This window comes from Actinoplanes sp. NPDC049118 (assembly GCF_040648555.1).
In the GTDB taxonomy this organism is placed as follows: Bacteria; Actinomycetota; Actinomycetes; order Mycobacteriales; family Micromonosporaceae; genus Actinoplanes.
The window spans coordinates 1-16,868 of the sequence record NZ_JBEZDY010000033.1 but is presented as its reverse complement, the minus strand read 5'-3'; the positions used below and the strand labels follow the sequence as shown (position 1 = coordinate 16,868).

Sequence of the window (16,868 nt, the reverse complement as noted above, 5' to 3'; positions counted from 1 at the left end):
GGGTGCCGGGCCGAGTCGCCGGGTGGCCAGGATGCGCCGGATCGTGCCCGCGCCGACATGATGGCCCAGCCTCAGCAGCTCACCCTGAATACGCCGATGTCCCCACCGCGGATTCGGGTGAGACGCCGGACCAGGTCACGGACCTCGTCGCTGACCGGCGGCCGGCCTGCCTTACGCGGGTGGGTCCAGCGGCGGCGCCGCAGCCGCCGGTGCCAGCCGAGCAGCGTAGCGGGGGTGACCAGCCGGTGAGCCCGGACAGCGGTAGGCAGGAGCCGGGCCAGGCCGGACAGGATGGCCCGGTCCGGCCAGGACAACCGGGGCCGACCCTTCAACTGTCGGCGGAGCACCGCCACCTCATGACGCAGCACGAGAACCTCGGCGACCACCGCGGTCTCGCTACGAACCAGCAACCCGAGAGCACCGACCAGCCGGATCATCATCAAGTACACCAGCCGAACCAACATACTGATGATCCTCGACGTGAAACGGGAAATCCCAGCTCACCGGGTGTGCGACGACTTCTGGCACGGTACAGGCCTCTGCGCTGGGGCAGGCTCTTGCGGGCGCCGGTGATTGCCGTCTTGTCTTTGACCGAGGTAGCGGCAGGTTTCCTCGATCACGCCGGTGGCGATGGGCCAACCTGTAGGCGGCCAGTAGGGGCTGTGCCACGAACGGCACCTCTCTGCTGCCGACGGCTTGACATGAGAGGTGCCGTTCGCGTTACGGACCCGGCCGGTAGTTTCCTCTTTAGTGCAGGCGGAAGTAGGCGTGGAAGACCTGGCCGGTGTCCAGGGTGAGGAACAGTGTGTAGCAGCCCGCCGTCGTCGGTGTCTTCCAGGGGAAGCGGTAGGTCTTGGTCGTGGTGTTGTAGGTCAGTCCCGTGCCGGTCGAGTCAGCCGGCGTCGACCCTGTGGGGTCGGTGGAGAACCTTGTGCAACTGGTCGACTTGTACGTGAGTGACGTGACCGCCGAGAGTGTGGAGACGACGGCCCCCGTCTTGTCGCGTAGTCGCCACTTGAGCTCCCACTGGCCACCACTCTTCAGGAAGATGTTGACTGCGGGTGGGTTGAGCGTCGGGAGAATGAACCCGGCGAAGGTGTACTTCTGCGCCTGGTAGGAGATCACGACCGAGGCTGGATCGCCGGTCACGCCGGTCGTGCCGCCCGCGGGCACGAACGACGACCCGCCACCGCCGCCGCCGTCGCCGCCACCACCGCCACCGCCGTACAGGCCGCCGCCGCCACCGCCGCCGCCACGGTTCGCGGGAATGAACGTGATGTCCGGTGGTGGGCCACCGACGCCGCCCTGCCCCAGCGTTCCGCCTGTCCCTGGCGGCGTCCCCGCACCGCCTGCTGTCTGCGTGCCCGCGCCGCCACCCGCGCCAGCTCCGGGTTGACCGGCGTCGCCGCCGCCGGCAGTGCGCCCCTGGCCGCCGCCGCCGGCGGCGACGATCAGGCGGGAGCTCAGCCCGGTGCCTGCCGGATTGGCGCCGCCGCTGGCGGTCCGCACATCGCTGGCGCCACCACCACCGGGAAACCCTTCGCTCCCAGGATCACCGCTGTCGCCCTGCCCACCACCGTTGAATCCACCGGCCCCACCAGGAGCACCAACCCCAGTGAGATCCTCGCCCACTCCGCCGACCTCGACGTACAGCGTCGAACCCTGCGTCACGGAAAGCGTGGCCGAGGCGACACCACCCCGCCCTGGGCCACCGGTCGCGAACCCGCCGCCGCCCGCGGCGCCGACTGCGGTGACCGCCAGCGCTGTCACGCCGCCGGGCACGACGAACGTCTGCTCGGCTCCCGTGTACGCGAATGTGCACGTCACGGTACTGCCGCTCTGGGTGCAGCCGGGCGGCAACGCCGCATAGGCCGCCGCCGGGGCGGCGCCGGTCGCCGCGACGGCCAGACCGGCAACGACCGCCACTCTGCCGATCAGGTGCCGCCGGACCACATCGCGTTTCTTGACTGGCGCATGGTTCTCCGTCATAGCTTTTCCCACTGTTCGGTTGATGCGGCCCCTGCGGCCCTGCGGAATCCCCAGGTCTGCTCGACGTAACTCCCCACCTGGATGGACGGAGTTTATCGGTTGGTTTCAGCGTTTATAGTGACCCAATTGGGTATTTCGACCTGAGCGGCGGCGGGGTAGCGAGCAGGGCGACGATCGCGACGGGGCGCCCGCAGTGTGGACAGTTGCGCAGGGCGGTGAATTGCTCGTTGTCCATGGTGGTCCCCGGCGTGAACGGCGCGGCTAGCGGCGGCGGCGCGGAGGGTATCGACATGGCGTTGGTGGGCGCGTAGTCGGCAGGAGAAGGGCCTGGCAGCAGATCGTCACCGGACTGCACTCGAGGAGATCCTCGGCCGGCGCGAGGGCTGGGCCCGCGGCCGGCGCGGCGAGGATTACCACGTGATCGTCTTTGGCACGCAGGCACCTGCTCCGCCGACACGGTGACCAGCCCGGATAACACCTCCCGCGCGATTCGCCAGTCGCTCGGCCTCCCGCCGGTACTCCTTGATCAACCCCGCGATCCGGCCGGACTCCTGCTCCAACCGCAGCCACTCAACCCGAGCCGCCGCCTCCCGCTCACCCAGCAACCGCAAGATCTGATCATCGTCCATCAACCGGTCATCCGATGTCACAACAGACAGACATCGACGCCCATCTCGCAGGTCACTCAGAAGGAAACGCACCTCCTGAGTGACGACCTGCGCGCGCCCGAGATCGAACTCAACGACCTGGCAACCACCCGCACCACCCTGACCCGGCTGACCGCCCTCGGCGACGAACTACCCCCGACCGGCCCTCTCGAGATCACCGTCTCCAGCAGATCCTCGCCGCGTTAACGACCGGCAACAGCGGCGCGATGCGCGCCAAGGACGTCTGCCACGCCCTCGGCATCGACACCGAGCCCAAAGACACCGAAGGCGTCCGCGCCAAACTGAAACGCCTGGTCAAACGCCGGCAACTCACCGAGCTCGAACCCGGCCTGTTCGCTCTGCCGACCCCGCCCGCAGCAGCCGATCAAGCCATGACCAGCAACTCAAACCAGGACCAAACGTGAAATACCCCTAAACCGAACTTATGACCCTCTGAGTGAACTGGGGGCGGACGTGATCGACTTCGGCCTGACCGCGATCGGGCCTGAACTGACCGATCCCGCCGCCGTAGCGGACCAGTACGCCGTAGCGATCGGTACCTGACGTTGTTGCAGCGCGAATCCGGTCCTGCCGCCAACTGGGGTCACGAACAGCTGACCGGATCGCGGCATGTACCCCGGAATGCCGAGGTGGGGATGTTCCGCGGCGCGTTTGGACGTTGCGATGCCGACCCGTCCCCAGCCGCTCGGTGAGATGCGGAGCCAATCGTTCGCGAGGTGCAGGGGCGGCCGCCCGGTGGTCCGCTATCGGACAGCCACTCTTCCCCAATTCGGCGGGGATCTCGCATGAGCCTTCGCCTTCACATACAACACCACCCAACGCTGATCGGTGTTCGCCTCCACGGCCTTGACCATGAGAGCGTGATCCACGGAGTCGAAGAACTTCTGGACGTCCAGATCGAGCACCCAGTCCTTCTTCCAGCACCGTTGCCGGCACCGCTCGACCGCCTGCAAGGCGGACCGCTTCGGCCGGTACCCGTAGGAGTCGTCATGGAAGATCTCCTCCGTGCGGGTCTCCAGGCTCAACGCGACCACCGTCTGCGCAATGCGATCGCCCACGGTGGGAACGCCCAACATGCGCGTCCCACCCGGTTTCGGGATCTCCACCGCCTTCACCGCCGGAGGGAAGTAGGTACCCGACGACATCCGATTCCAGATCTTGTAGAGGTTCCTGTTCAGATCCTCCTCGAACTCGTCCATCGAGCACCGGTCCACCCCGGCAGCACCCTTGTTCGCCTTGACTCGCTTGTACGCCTCCCACACCAGACTTCTCGGAATATCAAACGGCTTGTCCTGTGGACCTGACATGCTCACCCGTGTCATCCCAGACTCGCGTCCGGTTGTTCGCGTAAACAGATCCCGATGAGCCGGCCCCTTCGCTCCACACCCATTACAGGCGCTTCCCCGCTACTACGGGCCGGTCCGCCAGCGAGTGCCGCATCGGTACTCATCGCCTCACGATTTCCGTCGCGCTGCGCGCTCCCTCTCGCCGTCGCGCGCCTCAACGAAGCGCGGCGGCCGTATCGACACTCGCCTTCCCACGTTCCGTGCAGATGCCGCAGACCGGGCTCGCGCCGCCTCCATGCCGGACACCGCCTGGCCAATAGACGGGCACCCGCCAGGCTCATCCCGGCGCCATTTAACCGCCCCGGTTTCGATGTCATCTTCTTGTTTCGACACGTCGTCAGCGGTTCGCTCACGCTCACCTTCCCGATCCCCACCTGACGCGCTCATAGGCGCGCCTTTTCCTCAACGCTCACCACGACGGTCTTCAGCCAACGCAGCTTGAGGTGGTTTGACGCCTCCCCCCGCAGGGCGACGCCGAAGGGCCACAAAACCTTCATCATCCACACAGCACCACATCAAATGAGGCTTACCTACATAACCCTCACCTCTGCGCTCGTGGCGCACTTAAACGCGAAGCTAAGTACAAGCGGTGGCAGCGGGAGGCGTCGATGCACTTGTGGCAGCTGGATCTGGTCGGTGGGATCTTCCTGGCCGACGGCCGGGAGTGCAAGATGCTGACCGGCATCGACGACCACTCCCGATTCGTGGTGATCGCGACGGTGTTGGCGGTACCGTCCGGCCGGGCCGTCGCCGACGCGTTCCTGGCGGCGATGCGCGTGTACGGGGTACCGGCCGAGGTGCTCACCGACAACGGCAAGCAGTTCACCGGCCGGTTCACCAAGGGCCGCCCGGCGGAGGTGCTGTTCGAGCGGGTGTGCCGGGAGAACGGCATCACCGGGAAGCTGACCCGCCCCTACTCGCCGACCACGACCGGGAAGATCGAACGGTGGCATCGGACGCTGCGCCGGGAACTGCTGGATGTCACCGGCCCGTTCGCGGACCTGCCCACCGCGCAGGCGGCGATTAGCGGCTGGGTGCACGCCTACAACTACGAGCGCCCGCACCAGGCGCTGGACATGGCCACCCCGGCCAGCCTGTTCAGGCCCAACATCGGCGCCGAGCCCAACCCGGCCGTCATCGTGTCCCAGCCGCCGCGGTCATCCGCTGCGCTGGAGCTCGACGTCTCGCCGCCGGCCACGAGCACCCCGCCGATCCTGCTGCCGGCATCCGCGCCGGCGGTCGAGTTCGACACCGTCATCGCGGCCGGCGGCATGCTCAGCGTCCTGCCGCGCGTGCAGCGCATCCGCATGGGTCCTGCCCGTGGCGGCCAGCCCGCCCATGTCTGGGCCGACGAGAACAGCGTGCACATCCTCATCGACGGCGAACTGGTCAAGACCGTACCGTCGAACCTGAACGCCGACGATCTGCACGAACTGCGGATGCGCGGTGCCCAGCCCGCCGGGTCTCCGCCCGCGAGCACCCCGGCGTTGACCGCCACCACCACACTGCCCGGCAAGGCCGTGGTCGAGGTCGACCGCATCGTCGACAACGACGGCATCACCAACCTCGCCGGGACCCGGCTGCGGCTCGGCGCGGACCTGCACCGCCGCAAAGTCACCCTCCGCCTCGACGGCCACCTCATGCATGTCATCCACGACGGCCGCCTGGTCAAAACCCTTCCCGCACCGATCCCCGCCGACCAGCGAACCAGCCTCCGCGGCGCCCGGCTGACCACCACCGCACTGCCGGCGCCGGCCTCCGGGCCGATCAGCGTCCAGCGCAAGGTCCCCACCGACGGGAAGATCATCTAGGTCAGAGGCGATGCGCATCGTCGGTGGTGGTGACGCCGCGTGTGTCGAAGAAACGCTTCGCCTTCGCGGCGAGCTGGTCGGCGTCGTATTCGCGGTGGCTCTGCACCAGGATTACGAGGTCGGCCGAGACGACCGCACCTTCCAGGTCGTCGACCTGCACGACGTCGATGTCGGGCCGCCACTCCGCGACGTACGGATCGTGGTAGCTGATCTTCGCCCCGAGGCTGCTCAGATCACGCGCGAGCGCTACGGCCGGGGATTCCCGCTCGTCCGCGATGTTCGCCTTGTACGTGACACCCAGCAGAAGGATGTTCGCACCAGTGGTCGCCAGCCCGGCTTCATTGAGGATGTTCTGGGCCCGGCGCGCCACGTAGGCGGGCATCGTCGCGTTGATCTCCTGCGCGAGCTCGACGAACCGGAACGGGTAGCCGAGTCGTACGCGCACGTTGTGGCTCAGGTAGTTCGGGTCGATCGGGATGCAGTGGCCGCCCACGCCCGGACCCGGGTAGAAGGCCTGGAAGCCGAACGGCTTGCTGGACGCCGCCCGGATGACGTCCCACAGGTCGATCCCGAGCCGGTGGCAGAACTTCGCCATCTCGTTGACGAGCGCGATGTTGACGTGCCGGTAGGTGTTCTCGAGCAGCTTGGCCGTCTCCGCCTCCCGGGTGCCCTTGGTGCGCACCACGGTCTCGACGAAACGCCCGTACAGGGCCGCCGCGGCCTCCGTGCACGCCGGAGTGTGGCCACCGACGACCTTGGGGGTGTTGCCGGGACCGAATTCCTTGTTGCCCGGGTCGATGCGCTCCGGCGAGAAGGCCAGGTGGAAGTCCTCGCCGGCGACGAGGCCACCGGCCTCCAGGATGGGGCGCACCAGCTCGTCGGTGGTGCCGGGGTACGTCGTCGATTCGAGGACGACAAGCATCCCCGGGTGAATGTTGCGCGCAACGGCCTGCGTGGCCGACTGGACGGCGTTGAGGTCGGGGCCGCCCTCCTCGAACAGCGGCGTCGGGACGCAGATGACGGCCGCGCCGGCCGTAGCGATCTCGCGTTCGTCGGTCGTGGCACGGAATCCATGCTTGACCATGTCGGTGACATCGTCGTCGGAGAGGTCGTCGACATGGGACCGGCCGGCGTTGAGCGACTCCACCAACGCCTTGTTCACGTCGAAGCCGATCACGGACATGCCCGCCGATGTCGCCTCACGGGCCAGCGGAAGCCCGACGTATCCGAGTCCGATGATGACTACGTCGACAGCCACGGTTGCTCCTTTGTTACTGATTGACCGAGCATAGGCACGCCCAGCCGAATAATCGGTTTCCGCGATCACACCGGACCGGATGTAGAATCGCGGAGAGTATTACACAAACGTTTGGTGACGCCGATCCGGCCTACCGGAGGGAAAGGCACGTCATTCGCGGGGCGAGCGACTTCTTGAAGGCCTTCAGGCTGCTGGGTGTCTCATCGAAGCGCCAGTCCGCACTGGAGTGCGGTGGCGGCGCTTGCGTCCATATCAGTCCGATGACGTTCGGGTTGGCGCGCATCCACGGTCCCAGGCTGACGATCCATTCGGACTTGTTGACCCCGTTGGACCCGGTCTCGGCGAGAACGACCGGCTTCTTGTATCGAGCGAGAAGCTTCATGGTCGGATCGAACGTCTGACCCGCCGTCAACTCGGAACCGAAGGACGACTTGCTAACCCCGTACCCGGTGAAACCCACCAGATCGACCCAGCTGGTGCCGGGCCAGAACTGGGAGATTCCCTTCACTGTCGCGCCGCGGGAGATGTTCGGAGCCCAGAGCCAGAGGACGTTGGTCGCGCCCGCCTCGCGGAACAACGTCACGACGTGTCGCCAAGCCTCGATGTACTGCGCCGGGGTGTTGCCGTTGACGCCGGCCGCCCAGGGCGACCAGTTCCCGTTCATCTCCGGCGCATACCTGATGACTACCAGATCGCCATATTCCACGATGGTGTGCGCTACGGCACGCAGTTTGGCATCCTGCTTCCCTGCGGCGACCGACGCCAGCGACCAGGACTTCTGTTCCACCTTCGTGCTCAAGGCTTTCGGCTGCACGGTGAGGAACGGGATACCGGCCGCCTCGGTCAGCCTCGACAGCTCGAACGGAGCTCCGATGGAGGCGTATACGCCCCGCCATTTCGGTCGGCATCCGGTCTCCGTCGCGATCTCGTCGGATTCGGCTGCGGCAGGCTTGTGGGACGTGACACCGAAAACCGGCTTGGCCTCCTTGAGCATGGCGACAGTGGCGTGGATCGCGCTAACGCGTGGAGCGGTATCGCTCGATACGAGCGAGCTCTGCCGGCCCTGGAAAGAAGACTCTGGTTTCGTCGCGCATCCAGCCAGTAGCAGCAGCGGCAGCACTAGCAAGCACCGTTTCATGGTCACCTCCAATTGCAACCTCGATCTGCTGTCGGGTACCCCACTTGAATCGCATGCATGAGGCGATGGCCCAGAGCCGCCACACCCGCAGCACCGACCACTGCCAGACGGTCGCGATGGGGGCGAGGAGCAGGAACCAGAACAGTTGCGCCGGCCTTGACTGATCGGATCGGCGAACCGTGAAGATCCGCAGCAGCTGGACGTAGCCGAAAACGATCAGCATTCCGAGCGTCAGCAGGAGCATCTTGCCGTCCGCGATCAACGCGTCGGTGCCTGCTCCGCGCGCCCAGGCGATGGTGTCGGCCACCGGCTTCACCACGAACAGCGACGCCACGATGGTGGTTGAGGCGACCGCCTGCACCCACTTCACCGCGTGCAGCCAGTACGCGATCCGGCTCAGAGGCAGGTACTTGAACCGCCAGAAAGACCGGATGAACGAGCCACGCAGCCAGCGCAGGAACTGTCGGCGGTGGTTGCCGAGGCGTTCGGGCATCACGCAGAACGCGAAGGCGTCCGCCTGCTGGACGGTCTTGCCCCGGATCAGCGCTTGCAGCGTGAGGTAGGAGTCGTCGGAGAACTCGACGCGGCGCCCGAAGAACTCCTCGTTCGCGTAGCCGTGGCGGCTCTCGTCGATCACACGGGCGCGGTAAAGCGAGATCCCGCCCGAGTTGACGAGCACCGATCCCAGCGCCGACGTGGCGGACCTGTCGGTCAGCTGCGACGCCGTGCAGATCAGGTCCACCGCGCGGGCGATCGGTCCCCTGAGGTTGTAGGTGAAGAACACTCCGGCAACCGACATGACCTTGGCATCGGCCAGGGGCTTGAGCAGATTTTCGAGCGCGTCCGGCGAGAGCACCGAGTCCGAGTCGATCGTGAGGTAGGCGTCGGCCCAGCCGGAGAAGCGCAGGGAGGCGGCGACGTGGGTCGCCCGCTTGCCCCGGTTCTGGTCGCGGACCCAAACGAGTGGAATGTTCGCCTCGTTCGCGGCTTCGATCGCCCACAGTTCGGTGGGCAGGTAGTCCACTTTGGTAGAGCCGTCATCCCGGACGAAGATCGCGTCCAGCTTGCGGGTCTGCGCAAGAAGGCCGCGGATGGTCGCGATGACCGCGTCGACGTCCTCGTTGTAGAGCGGGACGACCGCCACCACCTTGAGCTTCGCCAGCTCGGCGGCCTGTTTGCGGGTGACTCGCTTGGGTCGGTCGAAGGTCGCCAGCAGGAGTTGCAGGAAGAAGACGACGAAAGCGAACGCGTACACCACTTCGTACGCGGACACATCAGTATCAAAATTCTCGAACCGGACCATGTGGTGGTAAAGCCACAGCGACGAGGCGCCGACCATGAGGACCACCGCGGGCAGAGCGCGCCCCGGGGTCCATTTCGCGGTCTTGGCGGCCTTCGTCATGGCTTCATCCCACGCCGCCAGAACAGGCGCACGGCCAACGCGAAGGTGGTCACGATGCCGACTGCGGTGAGGAGTACTTCGAACAGTCCAAGGTGGGTGCCCACGTAAACCCAGCTTTCTTCGGAGGTGATCTGCCCGTGGCAGCGGGGCACAGGCTATACACAGGAGGCGTCGCGGCGCCGTCCCGTTCGATGCAGGTCACAGACGAAACCCTTGGCGATACTTAAATATTTAATTTCTTTTGCCCGATTTTCAGTAAGGTGCGACTGTGTGAATCGGAACAAACGCCGCCAACCAGGCCGGGGGCTCTGAGATCAAATTCATCCGGGGCTGAAGACATCTGCAGCCGGGTGATTCAATCTCTGCTGTGTATCTCCCGCCTCTTCCCACACCGTCGATGCCATGACCTATGACTACGGAAGGCGCGACGCCGCGCGTGGTCAGGGCGAGCCCGAGCCCCGGGGCCAGTGGAAGGTTTCGCCCGGTGCCGACACATCCCGGCACGGCAACGTTCCGCCCCAGCGGACGGGCGTCCAGCATGACGACGTGCCACACACCCCCGGCTATGGCGGCCCGCAGGCACCACAGGGTCGCCAGGCAGGACCGCCGACCGGCTTCGGCGTGCCCAGTCAGCGCCCGGCGATGCGGGCGGACGTGGATCAGCGGACCCCGCCGTATCGTGGCGGCAACACGTACGGAAGGCCCGGCGAGTACGCCACCCCGGCCCTCAGAGGGCCCGAGAAGCGCAGCCCGGAGCCGGAGGTCAAGGGTCGTTCCCGCAAGCCGCTCGTCCTCCTGCTCCTTGTGGTGCTCGCGGCCGGAGGCGGTGGTGGTTGGTACTACTTGCAAGGTTCCGCCAGTCAGGCTCCCACCGAGCAGGAGCGCAGGGTCGCGGATCGGACGGCCGACCCCGCACCGCTGACCGCTACAGAGGTCTTCCGGTCTGGGACTGTCGTCGGCGCCGGCGGGTCGTACAAGGTCCTCAAAACGCAAGAGTCTGAAAAGTGCGACACGGCTGCCAGCGGTGGCGTCGCGCAGGAGTTGGCCGCCGCCGGCTGCACCCAGGTCGTGCGGGCGACACTGGCTTCGTCCGACAACGCCCTTGTCGCCACGGCCGGGATCTTCAACCTCGAAAGCCGGACGAAGACGGAGAAGGCGGCCGCCGCGATCAAGGAGGCCGTCGATAAGGGCACGGGCCGCTTTGGCGGTCTGGTTGCGGGTGGCTCGTCGGACGTCGTCAACCGGGCCGCCGCGAACCTCGCGTGGGAGGTGCGTGGCCACTACCTGCTGTACTGCATCGTCGCGAAAGCGGATGGCAGCGCGATCACGGAGGACGACCCCCGCGCTGAGGCGATCCGGACCGACCTGGTCGAGAAGTACCTCGGCGGCGTCGTGATCGTCAATCGCGAGACCGCCGGCGGATCAACCGCGTTTCCCTCCACTCGGCCCTCCTGATGACCCATCCGGACATACCATTCGTTCCCTCCCGCAACCCCTCCGAGCAGGGCGCGAGCATGGCCGGACCGAGAGGGCCCCTCAACCACCGAAACGCCACGTGAAATACTTTCACCCGTGCTGACCAGCAAGACTCAACTGATCGCGGTACTCGCCAATGAGTTGTGGTGCGCCACTCTCGCACCCAACGTGTCCCATCTAAGCGCCGAGACACGCGAGCGGATGAAACGGCCGCGGCTCGGTGACCTCGTCGTCGAGTTCTCCGCGGGACAACGCGGCGACCAGGACGGCGTCGGATGGCTACGCGGCATCGAGTTCGCAGACGGTGTCGGAGGCGACAGCGTCAACATCGACGGCCGGCGCGTCGTCAACGCGTGGATGATCGAGCCGCTCGACAAGCCCGGCCAGACTCTCCGATGGGGCAACGCGACATTTTTCGCGGTTCCGCTGCAGAATGCGCGAGCCTGGCTGGCCAGCTAAGGGCTTCAGGTCGGCCAAGTAGTTCCAGGCTGGCACGCGGCGAGCGCAGACATCGACCTTCCCGTCGTATACCAGACCCCGCGATGCTGGGGCCCTGAGCCGGATGGCAGCGGCTGAAGTCCCACTGACGTGCCGCCTAGGAATTTCCTTCGCCCGGCGGACGGCGCCTTTCGGGCCAGGCGTTACGCCGGACCTGCGACAGCGCGGTGGCCCAGGACGCGTGCGCCTGTGTCGATTGACAAGATCGTCAGGTAGCGTGGCGCCGTTCGCCGAACCTGGCCGCCGTCGATGAGGACAGCTCTACGGGAACATCGACGTCTCGGTGCGACCGCGCGGGGCTGACAGGCCATCGATGAACCGGTCGGGACCAAACTGAGCGTGGAGGACTGTTCTCAATGCCGATCATTGCACCGCGATCAGTCCCAGCGTGGGCTCCCGCGAGCTGGACGCAGAACTTCCAGTCGGGCCACGGCTGGAGAGTCGCCGGCGGCAATGTCGGGTCATCCAACCTCAACGACACCACCGAGTTCGTACGCGGCACGCAGTCAGTCGCGATCACCACGGCCGGAAGAGCCACCGCCAACGGGGCGTCGGCGGACCAGGCCAATTTGGACAGGTTCGGAGGACCGCAGCTCAATCTGACTGGCAAGGCGATTCGCCTGATGTTCAAGGTGTCCGACGTCACCCGGCTCCGGTGGATCAGCTTCTATGCCGGCACATCCGGCCTGGCTAACTTCTTCCGGTGGCGGGTACACACGCATACGTCCACCCAAAACTGGGTGCAGTCCGGCGAGTGGGTGATGGTGACCCTGCAGTGGGGAGACGTCCAGGCCGCTGGCGGAGCCTTCAGTCTCTCGTCCACACGTGTCCCGTCCACGAAGTCCGGGTTCACCGACCTTCGGTTCCAGGCGATCGACGCCGGCAACGGCCCCGTCACAGTCCGGCTACAGTCGGTCGAACTCATCGACGACACGTCGGTGACCCATCCGGACGGACTGGTGTCGATAACCTTTGACGATTCCTGGGCGGACGTCTTCACCAACGCCCGCCCGGCGATGGACACCTACGGTTTCCGCGGGACCACGTACACGATCGCCGACCAGATCGGCACGCCCGGCAAGTACACCCTGGCCCAGTTGAAGGCGGCGCAGAACCTGTCCGGGTGGGAGGTCGCCGGACATGCCTACCAGTCCGCCGTACACGAGTCACGGTACGACGGTGTGACCGCGGACAAGGTCGATGCCGACGCGGGAAACCTACGGGCATGGCTGGTCAACAACGGTTTCCGCGGCGACTCGCTCGCCTACCCGGGCGGGCGGTTCGGACGGACCACGGACGGGGTGAGTGTCGAGGAGATCGTGGCGCGCTACTTCGCCACCGGTCGCTCCATCATCGCCGCCGACAACCGCGAATCCCTGCCGCCGCCGATGCCGCACCGGCTCCGATCCCTCACGGGCATCAGCTCGGTGGCGGCCGGCACGTCGAACCCCGCCAACCTGACAGGTCCGGGCGGATTACTCGACCGCGCGCAGCTGTCCGGCGGCTGGCTCATCCTGTGCTTCCACCGTGTTGTCACCACCACCCCGGCGAACGACGCCGAGTGTCATCGGGACGACTTTGCGGCGATAATGCGGGCCATCCATGCCAGACGCATGCCGGTTCTACCCATCGCCGAAGTCATGCGGTGAGGCCCGGCGCGCCTCTCTCGAGCTGAGCAAAGCCCGTGAACCCTGCCATATGCTCCACCATCCGCGCACGCTGGTCGTCGTCGGGAAGTGGACCACGCAGTGCCGTCATGTTGTCCTGCACGTGTGCCGGGTTGCCGGCGGACGGGAGGACAACCGTAACGGCCGGGTGAGACAGGACATACTTCAGGAAGAACTGGGCCCAGGTCGTAGCACCGAAGTCGATCGCCCAGCCAGGCACCTGATGGCCCTCGACCAGCTTGTGCAGGCGGCCCGTCTCCAACGGCATGGTGACGAGGACGGGGATGCCCCGCTCTGCGGCGAGCGGCAGAATGTGCTCCTCGGCCAGCCGGGTGAGAATGGAGTAGCGAATCCGGATGACGTCGATGTCGAAGTTTCGCATCAGGATCTCAATGGCCGGAAAGTACCGGGTCTCTTGATGACTGACGCCGACGTAACGAACCCTTCCTGCGCTCTTCCACCTGCCCAGCATCGGCACGGCGGCCTCGACGTCGGCCAGGTCGGCCACCTGTAGCACGTCGATCTGCTTCCGGCGCAGCCGTTCCTCGGAAGCCTGCAGCTGACGCGACATGCGGCTTTCGCTGAGGTCCCCGGCTGCAGGCCAGAGGTTCTGGGTCAGGAACATGCTGCCGGCGATGCCGAGGGCAGTGGCGACCTCACTGAGGAGGAGTTCGGAGTCGCCGTTCAGCCGAGAGGTGTCGATCACCCGGCCGCCAGCCTCCCAGTACGCCTTCAGGACATCCCGCAAATGTGCACGTTGCACCGCGGGATGCTTGTCGACGCCCACCATGGCACCCAGCCCGATCGCGGGAAGTTGTTCGCCGGTATGCCCGATAGTGCGGACAGTGACCTCTCGGTGGGTCGCGGCCGCGTGCGTGGCCTGACCCCGGCCGGCAACGCCCTCGATGAGCAGCATCCCCGCTCCGGCTACGCCAGCGGTCAACACGCTCCGCCTGGTGAATCGGCTGAGTTGGAATTTCGACGGATCGGTCCTGAATGTCAAGTTGTCCTCCCGCGTTCCCCAGCATGGCCGAGAACTGCCCGGCGGTGATCACCTCCGCCAGTGGCCCCCGGGACACTAACCGAGACGGCTCCCGTGGACACCCAACGGGTGGAGATCTTATCGGCTGCCGATTCGGCGTCTCGGTAGTCGAGGGGACCCGTGTAGAGCGAGTCAACGCCGACCTCGCTGCCGAGCAGGCCGTGGCCAGCGTACACAGGGTAAATGCGGTAGCGGCGACGATGGTCGGGGGCGTTCAGAACGTGCTGTCCTGCCGATGCGTCCCGTCAGCGGGATGAGACATGCCGGCCCAGGACCGGCATGTCGTCCACGCGCGTGCCGGGCTGCCAGGGCCAACGCTGGTCCCGGTCCGGCCACACGATCTGCAGCGCCGCTACGGCGGCAGCAGCCGTGCCGGCATAGAACTGCGCGGCAACGGGCAGGTGGCGTTCCGGCTCAGTCACCGCAACGAACAGGACCTGGTGTCCCTCGAGAACGTCGTCTGCGTGTTGTCCCGCGACGCACGTCCGTCGGCCTGCGACAACGTCGCCGGCAACGGCATGCAGGACGGGCCGCGAAATGTCCGGCGGTAGTCCGAACAAGATCAGCTCAGGGTGATCGTGGTCGGTCAGACCGATCGTGTACCAGCACGTTTCCAAGGGATTCGGCTGGGGCACGAACTCCAGGTGCACGCCAGAACGCTCAATGGTCTCGCCGATCTGGCGAAGCCCGGTGTCCTGCTGTCCGGCCGTCATCAGGCTTACCTTCCGCCCGGTCGCTCACAAAGAGCCGCACCTGTGGCCTTGGCCTGGTTACGTGTGAGCGTGTCGCTCGGAGTGGTTGCTGTGAAGTCCATCGCCAGGATCACGACCTGGATCAGGTACCACCCGGCGACCAGCAGACCCGGGATGGCGAGCAGGCGCAGTCGTCGCTGCCGGGCAGCCGACAGCATCCAGTCCCGCCGTATCAGCCGCGTGCCGAGAGCTGCGCCGGCGCGCAGAACGTGGGCGTCATGCCTCAGCGTCTGCCAGGAGTGTGGCTGTTTCAGGCCGTTCCGGACGGCAATCAGCAGCTTCGGCGCGCGATCGGGCAGGCTGGTAGATGTGCTGACAGCGACAAGGGTCCCGGACATGGCACGAACGAGCCCCAGTCGATGCAGCTCAGCGATGCAGGCGTAGCCGGCGAGTCTGAGGCCGCCGTGGAGGTAGGCGACCTCCATCGCCTCCAGGGTTCGTCCCGTCCGGCGCCGCGCCGCAGCCACCATCGCGCGCCCCCAGAGGCGGCTAGGACGGTTCCTGCGAGCGCCGCATGGGCCGCGATGATCACCCAGGTGTCGTAGTTGTCCAGGGGCATAGGGGGTGCTTCAGTTCTTGGCGGCCGCAAGTGAACCGCCGGCCTCTGCAAGATTCGCCTCCGCTTGAACGATCATCGCGTTGACGGCGGGCTCGTCACGTTTCCACCAGTCGGCGAAGGTGCCGAGCACCAGTGTCCTTGCCAGGATCTCGTCGTGCACGGAGAGTCCCGGCTCGGGAACGTCCTCGCCGAGGGCGGCCCGGATCATGTATTCCGTGGCCATGAGGTCCAGGTCGGGATAGAAGGCGGCCTGCGTCGCCGCGGCCAGGTCGCTGAACTCACGCAGGTGAGCCTGGGGGCGGAACTGGATTTGGACGGCGACGGCAAATGCTTCCCTGGTCAGGCGCGTGACATCGTCGTTACCCAACTCGTGGAGGATCCCCGACAGGCGCTTTCGCTCCGCACTGCGCCGGAGCATGGAAGCGCTGATGAAACGCCCGGCCAAGGTCGAGGGCAACGCGTTCGCGCCACGGCCGGGCCGCAGCCGCTTGGACTTGCTCCCGCCGAACACCCGGCTCAAGGCGCCGCGAGCTGGGGTCGGGGTGCCCTGTGCCGGGGGCATGGACACGTCACCGCCGAGATACGGCTGCCTCGTACTCCGATGCATACCGCTGGTGATCGCCGGCGCGTCCGGTGCTCCCTCCGGCGGCACCTCCACGGCGCGATAGTCGGCTGCCACCTGCCGCTCGGCAGCGACGAGCAGCCCGTCGGCCTGCTCGTCGCTGAGCTCGAGCTCATCGACGAGCGCGAACAGCAGCGCATACATGATCTCACCACACGTGGCGCGATCGACGGAGGTGAATAGAAGCTCCTCCCCCAGCACACCGCGCAGCACAGCCTCGACATCGGCAGCGGAGAAGACCCCGTGTGGACCCCGGGCGAGGAACTGCCGCACGAAAACCGTGATCAGGCGCAGATCCTGCTGCCCGAACCGTCGCACTGCGGCCAGCGCCAGCGCGGTCGGCATAACCTCCGCCCACTCGCCCTCGGCACCGCGATCGAGGGCGTCTAGCTGGCGCCAGCTCTGCTCGTCGCCGCGCATCTCAGCGCTGAGCATTCGAGCTTCGCGGGACTGCAGGGAAGTACCGGGGTCCACTCTCGCCTCCCAGCGGGAACGTTCGTCGGCCTATCTTCGTCTCATGGTGACGATCCGTTTGATGATCCAGCCTAAGGGCGCGTCTCATTTGGTGATCTTCTGGAGTCGGCGGTAGCTGAGCAGGGCGCAGGCGATGTCGACGAAGCCTTGGAAGTGTTCGGCTTTG

Annotated in this window: 16 protein-coding genes; 6 read left to right on the top strand and 10 right to left on the bottom strand. The window is 66.4% G+C overall.

The window, feature by feature from the left end; genetic code table 11:
• Positions 1-71: 71 nt before the first annotated feature.
• Positions 72-464, bottom strand: coding sequence for a hypothetical protein (locus AB0B58_RS36315; RefSeq protein ID WP_360233667.1), 393 nt, complete (start codon positions 462-464; stop codon positions 72-74).
• A gap of 283 nt (positions 465-747) precedes the next feature.
• Positions 748-1,989, bottom strand: coding sequence for a PxKF domain-containing protein (locus AB0B58_RS36310; protein ID WP_360233664.1), 1,242 nt, complete (start codon positions 1,987-1,989; stop codon positions 748-750).
• Positions 1,990-2,447: 458 nt separating this feature from the next.
• On the opposite strand from AB0B58_RS36310, the gene AB0B58_RS36305 reads away from it, so the two are divergent.
• Complete coding sequence (locus AB0B58_RS36305; protein WP_360233662.1) at positions 2,448-2,843, top strand: hypothetical protein; 396 nt, start codon at positions 2,448-2,450, stop codon at positions 2,841-2,843.
• A gap of 20 nt (positions 2,844-2,863) precedes the next feature.
• On the top strand, positions 2,864-3,061 hold the full coding sequence (locus AB0B58_RS36300; RefSeq protein ID WP_360233659.1) for a hypothetical protein: 198 nt from the start codon (positions 2,864-2,866) through the stop codon (positions 3,059-3,061).
• A gap of 339 nt (positions 3,062-3,400) precedes the next feature.
• Here the strand turns inward: AB0B58_RS36300 and AB0B58_RS36295 are convergent, their stop codons facing one another.
• A complete protein-coding gene (locus AB0B58_RS36295) occupies positions 3,401-3,964 on the bottom strand; it encodes a reverse transcriptase domain-containing protein (protein ID WP_360233869.1) in 564 nt (187 codons plus the stop codon).
• A 647-nt stretch (positions 3,965-4,611) separates the two neighbouring features.
• Between AB0B58_RS36295 and AB0B58_RS36290 the strand changes: the two genes are divergently transcribed.
• Positions 4,612-5,814 (top strand): integrase core domain-containing protein, encoded by a 1,203-nt coding sequence (locus tag AB0B58_RS36290; RefSeq protein ID WP_360233656.1) that lies wholly within the window; start codon positions 4,612-4,614, stop codon positions 5,812-5,814.
• 1 nt (position 5,815) lies between these two features.
• Here the strand turns inward: AB0B58_RS36290 and AB0B58_RS36285 are convergent, their stop codons facing one another.
• The 3 genes from AB0B58_RS36285 to AB0B58_RS36275 form a co-directional block, all read right to left on the bottom strand.
• On the bottom strand, positions 5,816-7,072 hold the full coding sequence (locus AB0B58_RS36285) for a nucleotide sugar dehydrogenase (protein WP_360233653.1): 1,257 nt from the start codon (positions 7,070-7,072) through the stop codon (positions 5,816-5,818).
• A gap of 130 nt (positions 7,073-7,202) precedes the next feature.
• Complete coding sequence (locus tag AB0B58_RS36280) at positions 7,203-8,066, bottom strand: glycosyl hydrolase (RefSeq protein ID WP_360233650.1); 864 nt, start codon at positions 8,064-8,066, stop codon at positions 7,203-7,205.
• Between the two features lie 22 nt (positions 8,067-8,088).
• Complete coding sequence (locus AB0B58_RS36275) at positions 8,089-9,612, bottom strand: glycosyltransferase (RefSeq protein WP_360233647.1); 1,524 nt, start codon at positions 9,610-9,612, stop codon at positions 8,089-8,091.
• Between the two features lie 402 nt (positions 9,613-10,014).
• Here AB0B58_RS36275 and AB0B58_RS36270 point away from each other — a divergent pair, with 402 nt between their 5' ends.
• The 3 genes from AB0B58_RS36270 (at position 10,015) to AB0B58_RS36260 (ending at position 13,235) form a co-directional block, all read left to right on the top strand.
• The gene (locus AB0B58_RS36270) at positions 10,015-11,067 is read left to right on the top strand and encodes a hypothetical protein (protein WP_360233644.1); all 1,053 of its coding nucleotides are present in this window, start codon (positions 10,015-10,017) and stop codon (positions 11,065-11,067) included.
• A 117-nt stretch (positions 11,068-11,184) separates the two neighbouring features.
• On the top strand, positions 11,185-11,547 hold the full coding sequence (locus AB0B58_RS36265) for a hypothetical protein (RefSeq protein ID WP_360233641.1): 363 nt from the start codon (positions 11,185-11,187) through the stop codon (positions 11,545-11,547).
• 395 nt (positions 11,548-11,942) lie between these two features.
• A complete protein-coding gene (locus AB0B58_RS36260; RefSeq protein ID WP_360233638.1) occupies positions 11,943-13,235 on the top strand; it encodes a polysaccharide deacetylase family protein in 1,293 nt (430 codons plus the stop codon).
• Here AB0B58_RS36260 and AB0B58_RS36255 read toward each other — a convergent pair.
• From AB0B58_RS36255 to AB0B58_RS36240, 4 genes are all read right to left on the bottom strand, one after another.
• Entirely contained in the window at positions 13,225-14,169 is a 945-nt protein-coding gene (locus AB0B58_RS36255) for an aldo/keto reductase (protein WP_360233635.1), read from the bottom strand. The two genes, AB0B58_RS36260 and AB0B58_RS36255, sit on opposite strands and share 11 nt — an antisense overlap.
• A gap of 371 nt (positions 14,170-14,540) precedes the next feature.
• A complete protein-coding gene (locus AB0B58_RS36250) occupies positions 14,541-15,008 on the bottom strand; it encodes a DUF4262 domain-containing protein (RefSeq protein WP_360233632.1) in 468 nt (155 codons plus the stop codon).
• A gap of 5 nt (positions 15,009-15,013) precedes the next feature.
• Positions 15,014-15,583, bottom strand: coding sequence for a TIGR04222 domain-containing membrane protein (locus tag AB0B58_RS36245; protein ID WP_360233866.1), 570 nt, complete (start codon positions 15,581-15,583; stop codon positions 15,014-15,016).
• Between the two features lie 33 nt (positions 15,584-15,616).
• Positions 15,617-16,663 (bottom strand): hypothetical protein, encoded by a 1,047-nt coding sequence (locus tag AB0B58_RS36240; protein ID WP_360233629.1) that lies wholly within the window; start codon positions 16,661-16,663, stop codon positions 15,617-15,619.
• Positions 16,664-16,868: the final 205 nt, after the last annotated feature.

Bases quoted from the DNA above. Each gene is read 5' to 3' on its own strand.
- AB0B58_RS36310 (WP_360233664.1), bottom strand. From the start codon at position 1,989: ATGACGGAGAACCATGCGCCAGTCAAGAAACGCGATGTGGTCCGGCGG.
- AB0B58_RS36240 (WP_360233629.1), bottom strand. From the start codon at position 16,663: ATGCTCAGCGCTGAGATGCGCGGCGACGAGCAGAGCTGGCGCCAGCTA.
- AB0B58_RS36290 (WP_360233656.1), top strand. From the start codon at position 4,612: ATGCACTTGTGGCAGCTGGATCTGGTCGGTGGGATCTTCCTGGCCGAC.
- AB0B58_RS36250 (WP_360233632.1), bottom strand. From the start codon at position 15,008: ATGACGGCCGGACAGCAGGACACCGGGCTTCGCCAGATCGGCGAGACC.
- AB0B58_RS36315 (WP_360233667.1), bottom strand. From the start codon at position 464: ATGTTGGTTCGGCTGGTGTACTTGATGATGATCCGGCTGGTCGGTGCT.
- AB0B58_RS36275 (WP_360233647.1), bottom strand. From the start codon at position 9,612: ATGACGAAGGCCGCCAAGACCGCGAAATGGACCCCGGGGCGCGCTCTG.
- AB0B58_RS36280 (WP_360233650.1), bottom strand. From the start codon at position 8,066: ATGCTCAAGGAGGCCAAGCCGGTTTTCGGTGTCACGTCCCACAAGCCT.
- AB0B58_RS36270 (WP_360233644.1), top strand. From the start codon at position 10,015: ATGACCTATGACTACGGAAGGCGCGACGCCGCGCGTGGTCAGGGCGAG.
- AB0B58_RS36255 (WP_360233635.1), bottom strand. From the start codon at position 14,169: ATGCTGCTCATCGAGGGCGTTGCCGGCCGGGGTCAGGCCACGCACGCG.
- AB0B58_RS36260 (WP_360233638.1), top strand. From the start codon at position 11,943: ATGCCGATCATTGCACCGCGATCAGTCCCAGCGTGGGCTCCCGCGAGC.
- AB0B58_RS36295 (WP_360233869.1), bottom strand. From the start codon at position 3,964: ATGTCAGGTCCACAGGACAAGCCGTTTGATATTCCGAGAAGTCTGGTG.
- AB0B58_RS36300 (WP_360233659.1), top strand. From the start codon at position 2,864: ATGCGCGCCAAGGACGTCTGCCACGCCCTCGGCATCGACACCGAGCCC.